This window comes from Streptomyces sp. NPDC051452, assembly GCF_044454765.1.
Lineage (GTDB): Bacteria > Actinomycetota > Actinomycetes > Streptomycetales > Streptomycetaceae > Streptomyces.
The window spans coordinates 585,817-605,317 of sequence record NZ_JBITEB010000002.1; the positions used below are offsets into that span (position 1 = coordinate 585,817).

At 75.8% G+C, this 19,501-nt stretch carries 2 protein-coding genes; both read right to left on the minus strand.

The genetic code is table 11. The annotated features are described in order from the left end of the window. Positions 1-28: 28 nt before the first annotated feature. Positions 29-3,895, minus strand: coding sequence for a type I polyketide synthase (locus ACIBA9_RS07810; protein WP_399360660.1), 3,867 nt, complete (start codon positions 3,893-3,895; stop codon positions 29-31). A 62-nt stretch (positions 3,896-3,957) separates the two neighbouring features. Beyond that, positions 3,958-19,488 carry an SDR family NAD(P)-dependent oxidoreductase gene (locus ACIBA9_RS07815; RefSeq protein ID WP_399360662.1) on the minus strand — a complete coding sequence of 5,177 codons (15,531 nt, stop codon included), beginning with the start codon at positions 19,486-19,488 and terminating at the stop codon, positions 3,958-3,960. Positions 19,489-19,501 lie beyond the last annotated feature (13 nt).

The following is a 19,501-nucleotide window of genomic DNA, read 5'->3' on the forward strand; positions in this document are numbered from 1 at the left end:
ACACCCGTTCGCCGGCGCGCCCGTTCGCTCAGCCGGACGCCCCTCGGGTCAGCCACGACTCGACCGCCTCTGCGGTGGTCCGCGCCCGGTCCTCCAGGATCGTGAAGTGGGTGCCGGGCACGTCGACCGGCTCGTGTGCCCCGGGCCAGGCGGCCCGCCAGTCGTCGGTGTCGGCGCCGGTGGCGAAGGACTCCTCGGGCCGTACGAACAGCACCGGCGCCGTCAGGGCGCCGGGCAGGCAGTGCTGGATGAGGTCGCTGTAGCGGCTCATCGCGGCGAGGCGGGCGGTGCCGAAGCCGCCGAGCGCCGACTCGCGGTCCAGCATGCCGGCGAACATCTGCCGCCACAGTTCGTCCTTGCCGTCGTCCCCGGGCACATAGGTGTCCAGCAGCACCACGCCGGAGGCCGGCTGTCCGGCCTTCTCCATGATCTCGGCGACCGCGTGCGCGAACTGGCCGCCGGACGAGTAGCCGACGAGCGTGTAGGGGCGGTCGTCCGGGCAGGCCCGCCGGACGCCCTCGACCAGCACCTCCACCACCGCTTCCACGGAGACCGGCAGTGCCTCGCCGGGACCGAAGCCGGGCACCGCGGGGACCAGGACGTCCCGGCGGCCCTGGAAGTGCCGGGCGAAACGGGCGTACTGGTGGGCGCCGCCCAGTGCCATCGGGGAGGGCAGGCAGACGAGCCGCGGGTAGGCGTCGCCGGTGGCCAGCCGCACCGGGTCGGGGATGTCACCCAACTCGGCCGCGCAGGAGAAGGACGGCAGGATGTCGGCGACGGTGCGCAGCAGGTCGATGGCGCGCGGCATCCGCCCGTCGGCCGTCGCGCGCCGCACCAGCCCGCCGACCGATTCGAGGTCTGCGGCGCCGTGGTCCGGGTCCGGGCCGCCGCCGGCCGGCCGTGCGTGCAGGGCGGCGGCGAGGGCGGCCGGGGTGCGGTGGTCGAAGACGGCACCGGCCGGCAGCGTGACGCCCAGGGCGGTACCGAGGGCGGCGCGCAGTTCGGCCGCCGAGACGGAGTCCATGCCGAGTTCCAGGAAGACGGCGTCGGGCTCGACGGCCTCCGGTCCCGCGTGGCCGAGTACCGCGGCCGTCTGCGCGCGGATCACATCGGTCAGCAGCGCCTGCCGCTCCTCGGGCAAGGCATCGGCCAGCCGCCACGGCAACGGCTCGGCAGGCGCGCTCGCCTCGGTCGCCGCGGGCTCCGGCCGCGGGCCCATGGTGAGGGCCACGTCGGCGTCGATCCAGTACCGCTCGGGCCGGAAGGCGTAGGTGGGCAGCTCGGCGCGGGCCGTGCCCGGGAACAGCGCGGCCCAGTCCGGGGCGAGTCCGTCGGCGTACAGACGGGCGAGGCCGAGGGCGAGGGCGGCGGGCTCGCCGCCGTGGCGCCTGCCGAGGGCGACGAGGACGGCGCCCTCGGTCTGCGGGCACTCCCGGGCGAGGCCGGTCAGGACCGCGTCGGGACCCAGTTCGACGAAGCGGCCGACGCCAAAGGCGGCGAGGGCCGCGACGGCGTCGGCGAAGCGGACGGTCTGCCGCACGTGCCGCACCCAGTGGTCGGGGTCGCACAGTTCCCCGTCCCCTGCGAGGCGGCCGGTGAGGGCGGAGACCACCGGGAGGCGTGGCGGATGGTAGGTCAACTTCTGTGCCACGGAGCGGAATTCGTCGAGCATCCCGTCCATCAGGGGTGAGTGGAAGGCGTGGGAGACGGTGAGCCGTCGGGTCTTGGCGAAGCCCGCCGCGGCGGCGAGCACCGCCTCCTCCTCTCCCGAGAGGACCACGGCGGCGGGGCCGTTGACCGCGGCCAGCCCGACCCGGTCGTCCAGCAGCGGCCGTACCTCGTCCTCCCCCGCCTGTACGGCCACCATCGCGCCGCCTTCCGGCAGTGCCTGCATCAACCGGCCCCGGGCGGCGACGAGGGTGCACGCGTCGTCCAGGTCGAGGACACCGGCCACGTGGGCGGCGGCGAGTTCCCCGACGGAGTGCCCGGCCAGCACGTCGGGCCGTACCCCGAAGGACTCCAGCAGCCGGAACAGGGCGACCTCGAAGGCGAACAGGGCCGGCTGCGCGTACCGCGTGCGGTGGACGGCGTCGGCGTCGTCGCCCGCCAGCAGCCCGGCCAGGTCCAGGCCGAGCCGGGCGTCGATCTCGTCGAAGGCGGCGGCGAACACCGGGTAGCGGTCGCGCAGTTCGAGCCCCATGCCCAGGCGCTGGGCGCCCTGGCCGGTGAACAGGAACGCCGTACGCGTTCCGGGCCGGGCCCTGCCGGTCGTGGCCGTGGGGGCGGGTGTCCCGGCCGCGAGCGCTTCCAGTCCGGCCAGCAGCTGGTCGCGGTCGGTGCCGGTGACGGCGGCGCGGTGGTCGAAGGCGGTGCGCCGGGTGCCGAGGGCGCGGGCGACGGCCGCCGGGTGCAGGTCGGGCCGGTCGGCCAGGAACGCGCGCAGGCGCTCGGCCTGTGCGGGGAGGGCCGCCGCGGAACGGGCGGACAGGGGCCAGAGGACCGCCGGTGCCTCGGGTTCGGTGTCGTGCGGGAGGTGGTCCGCGGCGGGTGCCTCCTCGAGGATGGTGTGCGCGTTGGTGCCGCTGATCCCGAACGAGGAGACAGCCGCCCGGCGCGGACGCCCCGACCGCGGCCACGGCCGCTCCTCGGTCAGCAGACGCACCGCACCCTCACCCCAGTCCACCTTCGTCGACGGCCGCTCCACATGCAGCGTCCGCGGCAACACCCCGTGCCGCATCGCCATCACCATCTTGATCACACCCGCGACACCGGCCGCCGCCTGCGTATGCCCCAGATTCGACTTCACCGACCCCAGCCACAACGGAATTCCGGCCGCACGATCACGCCCATACGTCGCCAACAACGCCTGCGCCTCGATCGGATCCCCCAGCGTCGTCCCCGTCCCATGCCCCTCCACCACATCCACATCCCCCGCCGACAACCGCGCCGCCCCCAACGCCTGCCGGATCACCCGCTGCTGCGACGGACCATTCGGCGCCGTCAGACCATTGGACGCACCATCCTGGTTGACCGCCGAACCCCGCACCACCGCCAACACCTCATGACCCAGACGCCGCGCATCACTCAACCGCTCCAGCACGAGGACACCCAGTCCCTCGGAGAAGCCGGTGCCGTCCGCGTCGTCGGCGAAGGAGCGGCAGCGTCCGTCCGGGGAGAGGGCGCCCTGCCTGCTGAACTCCACATAGGTGCCCGGCGAGGCCATCACGGTCACTCCCCCGGCCAGCGCCAGGGTGCACTCGCCCTGCCGGAGCGCCTGCGCGGCCAGGTGCAGGGTGACGAGGGAGGAGGAGCAGGCGGTGTCGACGCTGAGGGTGGGGCCCTCCAGGCCGAGGGTGTAGGCGACCCGGCCGGAGACGATGCTGCCGGAGCCGAAGCTGCCGAAGTAGTCGTGGTACATGACGCCCGCGAAGACACCGGTGCGGCTGCCGCGCAGCGACACGGGGTCGATGCCGGCGTTCTCCAGCGCCTCCCAGGACCCTTCGAGCAGCAGCCGCTGCTGCGGGTCCATGACGAGGGCCTCGTTCGGGGAGATACCGAAGAAGGCGGCGTCGAAGTCGCCCGCGTCGTGCAGGAATCCGCCCTCGCGAGTGTACGAGCGGCCCGGGACACCGGGCGTCGGGTCGTACAGGCCCGGGTCCCAGCCGCGGTCCTCGGGGAAGGGGGTGATGCCCTCCCCGCCGTCCGCGACCAGGCGCCACAGCTCCTCGGGTGAGCGGACACCGCCGGGGTAGCGGCAGGCCATGCCGACGATCGCGACCGGTTCCCGGGCCGCCGCGTCCAGCGCGCGGTTGCGTTCCCGCAGCCGCTCGATCTCCTTCAGCGAGGCGCGCAGTGCCTCGACCATCCTGGTGTCCGGCTTCTCGGACTCGGCCATGGTCCTCTTCCTCGTCGTGTTCCTGGTCACGTTCCCCGTGATGGTCCCGGTCGCGTGTCGTGTCACAGGGCGTCGTCGTCGCCGAGGAGGTCGTCGAGCGCCATGTTGATCAGGCTCTCGGCGTCCATCGCGTCGATCGACGCGCGGCCGGTACCGCCGGCCGCCGCCGGCTGGGGTGCCGGCCGCAGCCCGGCGAGTTCGAGCAGGCTGTCCAGCAGGCCCGCCTCGCGGAGCCGCCCCACCGGGATGGCGGCGAGCGCGGCCCGCACGGTGTCCTCCTCCTCACGCGGGCCGTCGGCGGTGCGCGGGGCCAGTTCGGCGGCGAGGTGTTCGGTGAGCGCGGCCGGGGTGGGGTGGTCGAAGACGAGCGTGGCGGTCAGCCGCAGCCCGGTGGCCTCGTTGAGCCGGTTGCGGAACTCGACGGCGGTCAGCGAGTCGAAACCGAGGTCCTTGAAGGGCAGTTCGTGTGCGAACTCCTCGACACCGAGCACCAGCCGGGCCGTCTCACGCACCAGCCGCAGCAGCCGTTCGGTCCGTTCCGGCGGTGCGAGCGGGGCCAGTTCGCGGCGCAGTGCCGTGGAGGTGGCCGACGCCCCGGCACCGGTCCGGCGCGGCGCCCGCACCAGGGAGCGCAGCAGCGGGGCGACGCGGGCGGCGTCGCGCGGGGTGAGGTCCAGGCGGGCGGGCAGCAGGACCGGTTCGGCACGGCCCACGCCCGCGTCGAACAGGGCGAGCCCCGCGTGCGCGTCCAGGGCGTGCACACCGCCGGAGGCCATGCGCCGGGCGTCGGTGTCGCCGAGCCGGTCGGCCATGCCGCCGCTGCCCGCCCAGGCTCCCCAGGCGAGCGACACGGCCGGCAGGCCGAGCGCCCGGCGGTGGGCGGCGAGGGCGTCGAGGAAGGTGTTGCCGGCGGCGTAGCCGGACTGGCCGGGGCTGCCGAGCAGGCCGGCGGCGGAGGAGAACAGCACGAAGGCTGTCAGCGGCCGTTGGCGGGTCAGTTCGTGCAGGTGCCAGGCGGCGTCCAGCTTCGGCCGCAGCGCCGCGTCCAGCCGCTCGGGGGTGAGCGAGGTCAGGACGGCGTCGGCGAGGACGCCCGCGGTGTGCACGACCGCGGAGACCGGGTGCTCGTCCAGGACCCGGGCGAGGGCGGCACGGTCGGCGGCGTCGCAGGCGACGACGCTCACCTGGGCGCCGAGCGCGGTCAGTTCCTCGGCCAGCCCGGCCGCGCCGGGTGCCTGGGGGCCGCCGCGGCTGAGCAGCACCAGCCGGTCGGCGCCGTGCGCGGTGACCAGGTGCCGGGCGACCAGCCGGCCCAGGGCGCCGGTACCGCCGGTGATCAGCACGCCGCCGGACCAGTCGGCCGGGGCGGCCTCGGGGAGGCGGGGCGCGCGCACCAGCCGGGGGACGCTCACCGCGCCGTTTCGCAGGGCGAGTTGCGGTTCGCCGGTGGCGACGGCGGAGGGCAGCAGACGGCGGGAGGCGTCCGTGTCGTCCAGATCGGCGAGGACCAGGCGGTCGGGGTGCTCGGACTGGGCGGAGCGGATCAGGCCCCATGCGGCGGCGGCGCCGGGGTCGGTGATGTCCTCGGATGCGGGGCCGCTCGCGCCTCGGGTGACCACCACCAGGGTAGTGTCGGCGAACCGGGTGTCGGCCAGCCAGTCCCGCACCCGGGTGAGCAGCCGTCGGACACCGGCCCGGACGGCGTCCGGGCCGTCGCCGCCGGTGTGCGGGAGGACCAGGGTGTCGGGGCTCTGTTCGGCGGCCTGGGCGAGGTCGGCGGCGACGGCGATCCCGGCGACCTCGCCGGCCAGGGCACCGGCCAGGACGTCCGCCGCCTGCTCGTCGTCGGCGCCGAGTACGGTCCACCGCCCGGCCTGCGGGGCGGCGGGCACGCGGGCGGCCACCCAGTCGAGGGCGAACAGGTCGTCGTGTCCGCCCGCGGCGGCCGCCGCGATCCGCTCCGGATCCAGTTCCCGCAAGGACAGGGACGCCACCCGCGCCACCGGACGGCCGGTCTCGTCGGCCACCTCGAGGCGTACGGCGCCCGCGCCGGCCGGGGTGATCCGCGCCCGCAGGGTGCCCGCCCCGCATGTGTACAGCTCCACCCCGTTCCAGGCGAAGGGCAGCGTCATGCGCTCCTCGGCTCCGGCGCGCAGCCCGATGGCGTGCAGGGCGGCGTCGAACAGCGCCGGGTGGAGGCCGAACGCGCCGGTGTCGGTGGGCACGGCGACCTCGGCGTACACCTCGTCGCCGTGCCGCCAGGCCGCGCGCAGGCCCTGGAACCGGGGGCCGTACTCGGCGCCCAGTTCCGCCAGCCGTTCGTAGACGCCGGCCAGGTCGACCGGTTCGGCGCCGGGTGGCGGCCAGGCGGTGAGTTCGTGGCCGGGCCGGTCCTCGCCGGGGCGCAGCACGCCGGTGGCGTGGGTGGTCCAGGGGTCGCCGTCGGCGGTGGCGGCGTACACGTGGAAGGCGCGGGCGCCGTCCGCGTCCGGCTCGCCCACCGTGCTCTGCAGGCGGACGGCTCCGTCCTCGGGCAGGACCAGTGGTTCGGTGACGGTGAGTTCCTCCAGCGTGCCGCAGCCGGTACGGCCGCCTGCGGCGAGGGCCATCTCCACGAAGGCGGTGCCCGGCAGCAGCGGCACCCCGCCGACGCTGTGGTCGGCCAGCCACGGATGGTCGGCGAGGGAGAGCCGGCCGGTGTACAGGGTGCCGTCGGCGCCGGCGAGTTCGACGGCGGTGCCCAGCAGCGGGTGGTCGGCGGCCGGGCGCGGCAGGCCGGGCTCGCCGGTCGTCCAGTGTCGGCTGCGCTGGAAGGCGTAGGTGGGCAGATCGTGGCCGTCGCGGTGGGTCAGCAGGGTGGTCCAGTCGACGGTCGTGCCGTGCGTGTGCAGGGTGGCGAGAGCGGTGAGCAGGGCCTCGGGCTCCTCGCGGTCCTTGCGCAGCAGCGGTACGACGGCGGTCCCGTCGGGCAGGCACTCCCCGGCCGCCGCGGTCAGCGCGCTGCCCGGGCCGACCTCGGCGAAGTGCCGGGCGCCCGCCGTGTGCAGGGCGGTGACGGCGTCGGCGAAGCGGACGGCCTCGCGGGCGTGCCGCACCCAGTACTCGGGCGTGGCCAGGTCGCCGGGGGCGGCGGGGGCGCCGGTCAGGGCGGACACCAGCGGGATGCGCGGTGTGCCGTACGACAGTGTGGCGGCGACCTCGCGGAACTCGTCGAGCATCGGCTCCATCAGGGACGAGTGGAAGGCGTGGCTGACGGCCAGTTCCCTGGTGCGCTCGAAGCGGGCGGCCAGTGCGCGGGCCGCCGGGGCGGGCCCGGAGACGACCACGGACGCGGGTCCGTTGACGGCGGCGATCCCCACCCCGTCGCGCAGCAGGGGCATGACCTCGTCCTCGGTGGCGCGTACGGCGATCATCGCGCCGCCCTCGGGCAGCGCCTGCATCAGCCGTCCGCGGGCGGCGACGAGGGTGCAGGCGTCGGCGAGGTCGAGTACGCCCGCGACATGGGCGGCCGCGAACTCGCCGACGGAGTGCCCGGCGAGCAGGTCGGGCCGGACACCGAACGACTCCAGCAGCCGGAACAGGGCCACTTCGACGGCGAACAGCGCGGGCTGGGTGTACTCGGTGCGCTCCAGGAGTTCGGCGGAGTCGAGGACGTCGGCGAGCGGCCGGTCCAGCAGCGGGTCCAGCAGGGCCCGGACCTCGTCGAAGGCGGTGGCGAAGACGGGGAAGGCCGCCGCGAGACGGCTGCCCATGGCGGGCAGTTGCGAGCCCTGGCCGGAGAAGAGGAGGGCGAGCCTGCCGTCGGTCGCGGCACCGAGCACGCCGGCCGGGGGTGTGCGGCCCTCGGCCACGGCCCGGACACCGGCGGTCAGTTCGTCCCGGGTGCGGCCGAGGACGGCGGCCCGGTGGCCGAGCCGGGCCCGGGAGTGCGCGAGCGCGCCGGCGAGACGAAGGGGGTCCGGGTCCGGGGCCGCGGACAGGTGCTCCAGCAGCCGGGCCGCCTGGGCGCGCAGGGCGTCAGGGGTGTGGCCCGAGAGCAGCCACGGCACCACGCCGGCCGGCGGGGCGGCGGGGTCCTCGGCGGACGGGACGGCGGGCGCGGGCGCGGGTCCTCCGGTGGGCGCGGCCGCCGCGTCCTCCACGGTCGGCGCGGCCTCGACGATGACGTGGGCGTTGGTGCCGGAGATGCCGAAGGAGGACACGCCCGCGCGGCGCGGACGGCCGGGGTCGGGCCAGGGGCGGGATTCGGTGAGCAGGCGGACGCCGGAGCCCTCCCAGTCCACGTGCCGGGAGGGCCGGTCGACGCCCAGGCTGGCCGGCAGCGTCTCGTTGCGGATGGCCTCGACCATCTTGATGACGCCGGCGACCCCGGCGGCGGCCTGGGTGTGGCCCAGGTTGGACTTGACCGAGCCGAGCCACAGCGGCCGTTCCCCGGTGTGCTCGGCGCCGTAGGTGGCGATCAGCGCCTGGGCCTCGATGGGGTCGCCGAGGGTGGTGCCGGTGCCGTGCGCCTCGACCACGTCGACCTCGGCGGCCTCGACGCCGGCCGCTTCCAGGGCGCGACGGATGACGCGCTGCTGGGCGGGGCCGCTGGGAGCGCTGATGCCGTTGGAGGCGCCGTCCTGGTTGACGGCGGTGCCGCGCAGCACCGCGAGGATCCGGCGGCCGTTGCGGCGGGCGTCGGAGAGCCGTTCCAGCAGCAGGACACCGGCTCCCTCGCCGAAGCCGGTGCCGTCGGCGGCGTCCGCGAAGGGGCGGCAGCGGCCGTCGCGGGACAGACCCCGGTGCCGGCTGAACTCCACGAAGGTGCCCGGGGTCGCCATGACGGTCACTCCCCCGGCCAGCGCCAGCGAGCAGTCGCCCTGGCGCAGCGACTGGGCGGCCAGGTGCAGCGCCACCAGCGACGAGGAGCAGGCGGTGTCGACGCTGAGCGTGGGGCCCTGCAGCCCGAGGGTGTAGGCGACGCGGCCGGAGACCACGCTGCCGGAGCCGTAGCTGCCGAAGTAGTCGTGGTACATCACGCCCGCGAAGACACCGGTGTCGGAGCCGCGCAGGCCGGCCGGGTCGATCGAGGCGCGTTCGAGCGCCTCCCAGGAGGTCTCCAGCAGCAGCCGCTGCTGCGGGTCGGTGACCAGGGCCTCCTCGTCGTCCATGGCGAAGAAGGCGGGGTCGAAGTCGGCGGCGTCGTACAGGAAGGCGCCGTGCCGGGTGTAGCTGGTGCCGGGGCGGTCCAGGGTCGGGTCGTACAGGTTCTCCACGTCCCAGCCGCGGTCGGTGGGGAACTCGCCGACCGCGTCGCGGCCTTCGGCCACCAGCCGCCACAGGTCCTCCGGCGAGGCGATGTTGCCGGGGTAGCGGCAGGCCATGCCGACGACGGCGATCGGTTCGTCGGCCGTACCGCCCCGGGGTGCCGTGCGGGCGGTGGTCCCGGCGAGGGTGCCGGTGAGTTCGCCGAGCAGATGGCCGGCGAGTTCGGCGGGGGTGGGGTGGTCGAAGACGAGGGTGGCCGGGAGTCGCAGGCCGGTCGCCGTGGAGAGCCGGTTGCGCAGTTCGACGGCCGCCAGCGAGTCGAAGCCGAGCTCCCGGAAGGCCAGGGCGCGGCCGACGTCCTGGGCGGAGCGGTAGCCGAGGATGCTCGCGACGTGGTTCCGCACGAGTTCGGTGAGGAACGGTTCCCGCTCGGCCTCCGGCAGCCCGGCGAGCCGCTCGCGCAGGGCGTCGGCGCCGCCGTCCGCGGTGCGTCCGGTGGCCGCACCGGCCCGGCGCACGGGCACCAGGGTGCGCAGTAGCGCGGGCAGGTCGTCGCCCTGGGCGCGCAGCGAGCCCGTGTCGAGCTTCATCGGCAGGACGGCGGGGTCGTCGCCGCGCAGGGCGGCGTCGAAGAGGGCGACGCCCTCCGCGGTCTCCAGGGGGGCGACGCCACCGCGGGCGATGCGCGTGAGGTCCGTCTCGTCGAGGGTGCCGGTCATACCGCCGGTCTGCGCCCACAGGCCCCAGGCCAGGGAGTGCGCGGGCAGTCCGAGGGTACGGCGGTGTACGGCGAGCGCGTCGAGGTAGGCGTTGGCGGCGGCGTAGTTGGCCTGGCCGGGCGAACCGAGGGTGGCGGCGGAGGAGGAGAACAGCACGAACGCCGACAGGTCCAGGTCCGCGGTGAGTTCGTGCAGGTTCCAGGCGGCGTCGGCCTTCGGCCGGAACACCGTGTCGAGGCGCTCGGGGGTCAGGGAGGTCAGCACGCCGTCGGCGAGGACACCGGCCGCGTGGATCACGGCGGTCAGCGGCCGGTCGGCCGGTACGGCGTCCAGCGCGGCGGCGAGCGCGGCGCGGTCGGCGACATCGCAGGCGACGCTCGTCACCTCGGCGCCGAGAGCGCCGAGTTCGGCGACCAGGTCGGCGTCGGCGCCGCGTCGGCTGAGCAGCAGCAGATGCCGGACGTGCCGCTCGGCGACCAGATGACGGGCGAGGATCCGGCCGAGCGCACCGGTGGCCCCGGTGAGCAGCACGGTACCGGCGCCGAGGCGGGTGCCGTCGGCGCGGCTCCCGTCGGTTGTGTCGATCCCGTTGGTTTCCTCTGCGGCGGCCGGGGCCGGGGCGGCGGTGGGGACGCGGGTCAGGCGGGGTACCTGCCAGGTGCCGGCGTGGAAGGCCAGGTGGGGTTCGCCGGTGGCCACGGCCTCGGCGAGGCGTTCGGGGTGCGGCTCCTCACCGGGGGCGGCCTCGATCAGCACGATGCGGCCGGGGTTCTCCGACTGGGCGGAGCGGACCAGGCCGCCGGCCGCGGCACCCGCCGGGTCGGTGCCGGTGACGACGACGAGGGTGGTGTCGGCGAGGCGGTCGTCGGCGAGGTGGGCGCGCACCTCGTCCAAGACCGTGCCGACGACCGCCCGGGTCTCGGCGGCGCTCACTGCGGGCCGGACCCGGACCACCTCCAGGGCGGCGACGGGCGTCGCGGGCGGCGGGGCCGGTACCCAGTCGACGCGGTACAGGGCGCCCGCGCGGGCCGAGCGGGCCGCGGCGGGCAGCGCCTCGGTGCGCAGGGGCCGCAGGGTCAGCGAGTCGACGGTGGCGACCGGCGCGCCCTCGGGGTCGGCGAGCAGGAGGGCGACGGTGCCCGTGCCGAGGTGCCGGACGCGGACGCGCAGCGCGGTCGCGCCGGTGGCGTACAGGCGTACCCCGGACCAGGCGAAGGGCAGCAGCGCCTCCTCGCCCGCGGCGTCGGTGAGGCCGACGGTGTGCAGGGCGGCGTCCGACAGGGCCGGGTGCAGTGCGAAGCCGTCGGGTGCCGCGTCGGTGGCGACCTCGGCGTACAGGCCGTCCTCGGTGCGCCAGGCGGCGCGCAGGCCCTGGAACAGGGGCCCGTAGCCGAGGCCGAGAGCGGCGAGTTCGTCGTACAGGCCGTCGAGCGGTACGGGTTCGGCGCCTCGCGGTGGCCACGCGGTGAGCGTGTCGGCGGTGGCGGGGAGGGTGCCGGTCGGGGCGAGCAGGCCGTCGGCGTGCCGGGTCCAGGGCAGGTCCTCGTCGGGGCTCTCCGGACGCGACCAGACGGTGACCGGCCGGGTCGGTCCCTCGGGTGGCCCGACGACGACCTGGAGCTGCACGGCGCCGTGGTCGGGCAGCACCAGCGGGGCGTGCAGGGTGAGTTCGGTGATGTCGCCGCAGCCGACCTGGTCGCCGGCGCGCAGCACCAGCTCCAGGTGCCCGGTGCCGGGGAAGAGCAGCCGGCCACCGACCCGGTGGTCCTCCAGCCAGGGCTGGACGCCCGGCGAGAGGCGTCCGGTGAGGACGGCGCCCTCGCTGTCCGCCCGTACCATCGCGGCGCCCAGCAGGGCGTGGTCGGTGGGGGCGAGCCCGGCGGAGGTGACGTCGGCGCCGCCGGCGGTGCTGTCGAGCCAGTACCACTCGTGCTGGAAGGCGTAGCCGGGCAGCGGGACGCGGCGCGGTCGGCGGCCCTCGGCGACGGCGGCCCAGTCGACCGCGGCGCCCTGGGTGAACGCCTCGCCCAGGGCGGTCAGCAGCCGGTCCCGGCCGCCCTCGTCGCGGCGCAGCGAGCCGACGGCTGCCACCGCTTCGTCGGTCTCCTGGATGCCCACGGTGAGCACCGGGTGCGGGCTGGACTCGATGAACAGGCGGTGCCCGTCGGCGACGGCGGCGCGTACCGCCTCCTCGAACAGCACGGTTCCGCGCAGGTTGCGGTACCAGTACCCGGCGTCCAGTCCGGCGGTGTCGAGGGGGCCACCGGTGACGGTGGAGTAGAACGGCACCCGGGTGCCGCGCGGTTCGATGCCGTCGAGGACCTCCGCCAGGCGCTCGCGCAGGGTCTCGACGTGGGCGCTGTGGGAGGCGTAGTCGACGGGGAGGCGCTTGGCGCGGACCTTCTCCGACCGCAGCCGTTCGAGGAGTTCGGCGAGGGCGTCGGGGTCGCCGGACACCACGGTGGAGGCGGCGCCGTTGACGGCGGCGACCGACAGCCGGCCCTCCCAGGCGGTGAGCCGGGCGCGGACCGCGTCGGCGCCCTCGCCGACGGACATCATGCCGCCGGAGCCGGACAGCAGTTCGGCGATGGCGCGGGAGCGCAGGGCGACGACGCGGGCTCCGTCCTCCAGGGAGAGGGCGCCGACCGCGCAGGCGGCGGCGATCTCGCCCTGGGAGTGGCCGATGACGGCGGCCGGGGTGACGCCGTAGGCGCTCCAGGTGTGCGCCAGGGACACCATGACGGCCCACAGCAGCGGCTGGACGATGTCCACGCGCTCGGGGTCGCCGCGCAGCTCGGTGGAGAAGTCCCAGTCGGTGTGGGGCGCCAGGGCTGCGGCGCACTCGGCCATCCGGTCGGCGAACACCGGTGAGCTGTCGAGGAGTTCGGTCGCCATGCCGGGCCACTGGGAGCCCTGGCCGGGGAAGACGAACACGGGCCGGGCGCGGCCGGCCGCGGTGCCTTCGACGAGGTTGCGGGCGGTGCCGCCGTCTGCCAGGGCGGCCAGGGCTTCGCGCAGTTCGGCCTGGTCGGCTCCGGTGAGGGAGGCCCGGTACGGGAAGCGGGCGCGGGTGGTGGCCAGCGACCAGCCGACGTCGGACGGGTCGAGGCCGGGGTGGGTCTGGAGGTGGCCGAGGAGCGCGGCGGCCTGACCGGCGAGCGCGGCGGGCGTCTTGGCGGTGAGCAGCCAGGGCACGGCCGGGCCCTGGGGGTCGGTCCGGCCGGGTTCGGTGGGCACCGGGGTGTGCGGTGCCTGTTCGAGGATGACGTGGGCGTTGGTGCCGCTGATGCCGAAGGAGGACACTCCCGCGCGGCGAGGGCGGCCGTGCTCCGGCCACTGCCGCTGTTCGGTCAGCAGCCGTACGGCGCCCGCGTCCCAGTCGACCTTGGTGGACGGCGCGTCCACGTGCAGGGTGGCGGGCAGGATGCCGTTGCGCATCGCCATGACCATCTTGATGACGCCGGCGACGCCGGCCGCGGCCTGGGTGTGCCCGATGTTGGACTTGACCGAGCCGAGCCACAGGGGGGTGTCGGCGGGCCGGTCCTGGCCGTAGGTGGCCAGCAGCGCCTGCGCCTCGATCGGGTCGCCCAGGGTGGTGCCCGTGCCATGTGCCTCCACCACGTCCACGTCGGCGGTGGTCAGACGGGCGTTGCGCAGGGCTTCGAGGATGACGCGTTCCTGGGAGGGGCCGTTGGGGGCGGTCAGGCCGTTGGAGGCGCCGTCCTGGTTGACGGCGGTGCCGCGGACGACGGCGAGGACCTCGTGGCCGTTGCGCCGGGCGTCGGAGAGGCGTTCGACGACGAGGACGCCGACGCCCTCGCCCCACACCGTGCCGCCGGCGGCGTCGGCGAAGGCGCGGGTGCGGGCGTCGGGGGCGAGTGCGCCCTGCCTGCTGAACTCGACGAACGTCTCGGGGGTGGCCATGACGGCGACGCCGCCGACCAGGGCGAGGGTGGACTCGCCCTGGCGGAGCGACTGGGCGGCCAGGTGCAGCGCCACCAGCGAGGAGGAGCAGGCGGTGTCCACGGAGAGCGAGGGGCCCTCCAGGCCGAGGGTGTAGGCGACCCGGCCGGAGATGATGCTGCCGGAGCCGAAGCTGCCGAAGTAGTCGTGGTACTGCACTCCGGCGAACACGCCGGTGCGGCTGCCCTTGAGGGTGTGCGGGTCGATGCCCGCGCTCTCCAGCGCCTGCCAGGACGTCTCCAGCAGCAACCGCTGCTGGGGGTCCATGACGAGGGCTTCCTTGGGGCTGATGCCGAAGAACGCGGCGTCGAACTCGCCCGCGTCATGCAGGAATCCGCCCTCGGCGACGTAGGAGGTGTCGGGGCGCTGCCGGGTGGGGTCGACCAGGCGGTCCACGTCCCAGCCCCGGTTCGCGGGGAACGGGCTGATGGCGTCGGTACCGTCGGCGACCAGCCGCCACAGGTCGTCCGGGGTGCGGACGTCGCCCGGGTAGCGGCACGCCAGACCGACGATCGCCAGGGGTTCGTCCGCGCGCGGCCGGGTCGTACGACGTTCGCGGCGTCCCTCGCCGCGCGCGCCGGTGACCAGGGTGGCGAGGTGGCCGGCGAGCGCCTCGGGCGACGGGTGGTCGAAGACGAGCGTGGCGGGCAGGCGCCTGCCGACCTCGGCGGAGAGGGAGTTGCGCAGTTCGATGGCGGCGAGCGAGTCGAAGCCGAGGTCCTTGAAGGCCCGTTCGGCGTCCACGTCGCCGGGGTCGGCGTGCCCGAGCACGACGGCGACGTGGGTGCGGACCGTGTGCAGCAGCGCCTCGGCGCGCTCCTCCTCGCCGAGGGCGGCGATACGTTCGGCGAAGGTGACGTCGGCACCCTCGGCGGCGGCGGCCCGGCGGGCCGAGCGGCCGGCCAGCGCCCGCAGGACGGGTGCGAGGCCGGCGCCCTGGGCGCGCAACGCGGGCGGGTTGAACCGCACCGGTGTGAGGGCGGGGCGGCCGGACCGCAGCGCCCGGTCGAACAGGGCGGTGCCCTCCTCGGCGGTCAGGGCGGTCATGCCGCCGCGGGTCATACGGGCGCGGTCGGCGTCGTCGAGGGTGCCGGTCATGCCGCCCGTCGGAGCCCAGGGCCCCCAGGCCAGCGACAGGGCGGGGGCGCCCTGGGCGTGGCGGTGCGCGGCGAGGGCGTCCAGGAGGGCGTTGGCGGCGGCGTAGTTGCCCTGGCCGGGGGCGCCGACGGTGCCGGCGACGGACGAGAACAGCACGAACGCCGAGAGCCCGGAGGTCAGTTCGTGCAGGTGCAGGGCGCCGAGTGCCTTCGGCGCGAGGACGGTGTCGATCCGTTCGGGGGTGAGCGAGGAGACCACGCCGTCGTCGAGGACACCGGCCGCGTGCACGACCGCGGTGAGCGGCCGGTCGGCCGTGATGCCGGTCAGGACGGTGGCGAGGCGGTCGCGGTCGGCGAGGTCGCAGGCGTGGGCGGTGGCCGTGGCGCCGAGGGCGGCGAGTTCGGCGATCAGGCCGTCGGCGGTGCCCGACCGGCTGAGCAGGGCGAGGTGGCGAACGCCGTGGGCGGTGACCAGATGGCGTGCGATCACCGGGCCGAGGCCTCCGGTGGCGCCGGTGAGTAGCACGGTTCCGTCGGGGTCGAGGCGCAAGTCGGGTGCTTCGGGCGGGAGTTCGGCGCGTACGAGCCGGGCGGCGTGGGCGGTGCCGGAGCGTATCGCGAGCTGCGGTTCGCCGGCGGCGAGCGCGGCGGGCAGTACGGCCGTGGCGTCGGCGCCCGGTTCGAGGTCGAGCAGCACGAACCGGTCGGGGTTCTCCGACTGCGCGGAGCGCACCAGGCCCCAGACGGCCGCGCCGGCCAGGTCGGGTACGTCCTCCCCGGCGACGCCGACCGCGCCGTGGGTGACGACGGCCAGCGGGCGCGGGTCGTCGTCCTGGAGGGCCGCCAGCACGGTGTGCAGCGCCTGCCGTACGGCGGTGATGTCCGTGCCCGGTGTGCTGTGCAGTACCCGGTGGTCGGTGTCGGGGGCGTCCGGTTCCAGGGTGAGCGGCTGCCAGTCGAGGGTGAGCAGGGCGTCGGCGGTGGTGTCGCGGGCGGCGCGCAGGTGGGTGAGCGGGCGGGAGGCGAGCGAGGTGACGGTGGCGACGGGGGCGCCCGTGGCGTCGGCCAGGTCGACGGCGAAGGAGTGGGGGCCGGTGGGGGTCAGCCGGGCCCGCAGCGTGGCGGCGCCGACGGCGTGCAGGGTGACGCCCTCGAACAGGAAGGGCAGCCGGGCGGTGTCGTCGGCGGAGCCGTCGCCGAGCAGGGCCGGTGCGTGCAGGGCCGCGTCGAAGGCGGCCGGATGCAGGCCGAAGCGGGGGGCGTCGGCGGCGGGTCGGTCCGGCAGCCGCACCTCGGCGAACAGTTCGTCGCCGCGCCGCCAGGCGGCGGTCAGGGCGCGGAAGGCGGGCCCGTAGCGCAGTCCCGCGGCGGCGTGCCGCTCGTACAGGCCGGTGATGTCGAGCGGTTCGGCGTCCTCGGGGGGCCAGACGTCCAGGCGGCCGCCCGGGGTGTCGGTGGCGGCGGCGAGGAGGCCGGAGGCGTGCAGGGTCCAGGGTTCGTCGGCCGGCAGGCTCTCGGCGCGGGCGTACACGTGCACGGTGCGGATGCCGGACGGGTCCGGTGCCCCGACGGCGACCTGGACGCGGACGCCGTCGTCGGGCGGCAGCACCAGCGGTACTTCCAGGGCGAGTTCCTCCAGGCGCGCGCAGCCGGCCTGGTCTCCGGCGCGGACGGCGAGTTCGACCATGGCGGTGCCGGGGACGACGACCGAGCCGCCGACGACGTGGTCGGCGAGCCAGGGGTGGGTGCGCACGGACAGCCGGCCGGTGAGCACGGCGCCGTCGGTGCCGGCGAGCACGGTGGCCGCGCCGAGCAGCGGATGGTCGGCGGGGTCGAGTCCGGCCGAGCCGACGTCGCCGACCTGTGCGGCGCTCTCGGGCCAGAACCGCTCGCGCCGGAAGGCGGTGGTGGGCAGGGCGACGGTGCGGGCGCCGGTGAACAGCGCGGTCCAGTCCACGGCGGCCCCGCCGACGTACAGCCGGGCCAGGGCGGTGAGCAGGGTCTCCGTCTCGTCGCGCGCGCGGCGGCCGGCGGCGGCCAGCACGGCGTCGGCGTCGCTGCCGCCGGTGGCCAGGCACTCGCGGGCCATGGCCGTCAGCACCGCGTCCGGGCCGACTTCGAGGTAGCGGGTGACGCCCTCGGCGGCGAGGGCGCGGATCCCGTCGTGGAAGCGGACGGCCTCGCGCACGTGCCGCACCCAGTAGCCGGGGTCGGCGAGGTCCTGGCCGGCGAGGGCGCCGGTGACGTTGGAGACCACCGGCACGGTGGCCCGGTGGAAGGTCAGGGACTCGGCGACCGACCGGAACTCGGCCAGCATCGGTTCCATCAGCGGGGAGTGGAAGGCGTGCGAGACCTTCAGCCGCCGGCTCTTGTCGAAGTGGGCGGCCACCGCCTCGGCCTCGTCGGCGTCTCCGGAGATCACCACGGAGTCGGGGCCGTTGACGGCCGCGACGGCGACCCGGGCGGTGAGCAGCGGGCGGACCTGGTCCTCGGTGGCGCGTACGGCGATCATGGCGCCGCCCTCGGGCAGTGCCTGCATGAGCCGGCCGCGCGCGGCCACCAGCGTGGTGGCGTCCTTCAGGTCCAGCACGCCCGCCACGTGCGCGGCGGCGATCTCACCGACGGAGTGCCCGGCCAGGTAGTCGGGGGTCAGCCCCCAGGACTCCACCAGCCGGTACAGGGCGACCTCGTAGGCGAACAGGGCGGTCTGGGTGCGGGCGGTGCGGTTCAGCGGCTCGGGGTCGTCGCCGAGGACGAGGTCGCGCAGTTCGCCGTCGCCGGTCAGGGCGCAGATCTCGTCGAAGGCGCGGGCGAACACCGGGAAGTGGGCGTGCAGTTCGCGACCCATGCCGGCGCGCTGGGCGCCCTGTCCGGTGAACAGGAAGGCGGTCTGTCCCTTGCGGACCCGGCCCGAGGCGATGCCCCGGCCGCCCTCGGCGACCTCGGCCAGGGCGGCCGTGAGCGCGTCGCCGTCGCCGCCGAGGACGACGGCGCGGCAGGGTTGGGCGGTGCGGGTCGCGGCCAGGGAGTGCGCCACGTCGACGGGGTCCAGGCCGGGCGCGGCGGCGGCCAGCCGGGCGGCCTGCTCGCGCAGGGCTCCTTCGGTGCGGCCGGAGATCACCCAGGGCAGCAGCGGCGGTGCGGTGCGCGGCTCGGGCGCGGTGTCCGCCGGGTCTTCGGCGGGGGCCTCCTCGACGATGGTGTGCGCGTTGGTGCCGCTGGCGCCGAAGGAGGAGACGGCGGCGCGGCGCGGGCGGCCGGGGTCGGTCCACGGCCGGTTCTCGGTCAGCAGCCGGACCCGGCCCTGGGCCCAGTCGACCTTGGTGGAGGGCTCGTCGGCGTGCAGGGTCTTCGGCAGGACGCGCCGGCGTATCGCCATGACCGCCTTGACGAGGCCCGCGACACCGGCGGCGGCCTGGGTGTGTCCGATGTTGGACTTGACCGAGCCGAGCCACAGCGGGGCGTCGGCGGAGCGGTCCTGGCCGTAGGTGGCCAGCAGGGCCTGCGCCTCGATCGGGTCGCCGAGGGTGGTGCCGGTGCCGTGTGCCTCCAGCAGGTCCACGTCGGCCGGTCCGAGCCCGGCGGAGGCCAGCGCGGCCCGGATGACGCGCTGCTGGGAGGGGCCGTTGGGGGCGGTGAGACCGTTGGAGGCGCCGTCCTGGTTGACGGCGGAGCCGCGGACGACGGCCAGCACCTCGTGGCCGTTGCGGCGGGCGTCGGAGAGGCGTTCCAGCAGCAGCATGCCGGCGCCCTCGCTCCAGCCGGTGCCGTCGGCGGTGTCCGCGAAGGACTTGCAGCGGCCGTCGGGGGCGAGGCCGCGCTGCCGGGAGAAGGCGATGAAGTTGCCCGGCGTGGACATCACGGTGGCGCCGCCGGCCAGGGCGAGGGTGCACTCCTTGGCGCGCAGTGCCTGGACGGCCAGGTGGACGGCGACGAGCGCGGAGGAGCAGGCGGTGTCGATGGTGACGGCCGGGCCCTCCAGGCCGAGGGTGTAGGAGATGCGGCCGGAGATCACGGCGGCCAGCACGCCGGTGCCGAGCGCGGCCTCGCCGTCCTGCGCCGACTTCGCCAGCAGGTCCTTGTAGTCCTGGCCGTTGGTGCCGGCGAACACCCCGATCCGGGTGCCGTGCACCGTGTCGGGGGCGATCCGGGCGCGTTCCAGGGCCTCCCACGACACCTCCAGCAGGAGCCGCTGCTGGGGGTCCATCGCGACCGCCTCGCGGGGGCTGATGCCGAAGAAGTCCGGCTCGAACCCGGCCGCGTCGTCGAGGAACCCGCCGCGTCTGACGTAGCTCTTGCCGGTGGCGTCCGGGTCGGGGTCGTAGAGCGCGTCGACGTCCCAGCCGCGGTCCTCGGGGAAGTCCCCGATGGCGTCGGTGCCGTCGTGGACGAGCCGCCAGAACTCCTCCGGGGTGGTGACGCCGCCGGGGAAGCGGCAGCTCATCCCGACGATGGCGATGGGTTCCCGGTCCTGGGTCTCCACCTCGCGCAGCCGCTGACGGGTCTGGGCGAGGTCGGCGGAGACCCGCTTGAGGTAGGAGAGCAGCTTGTCGTCGTTGGTCATCGGGTGTCGCCAC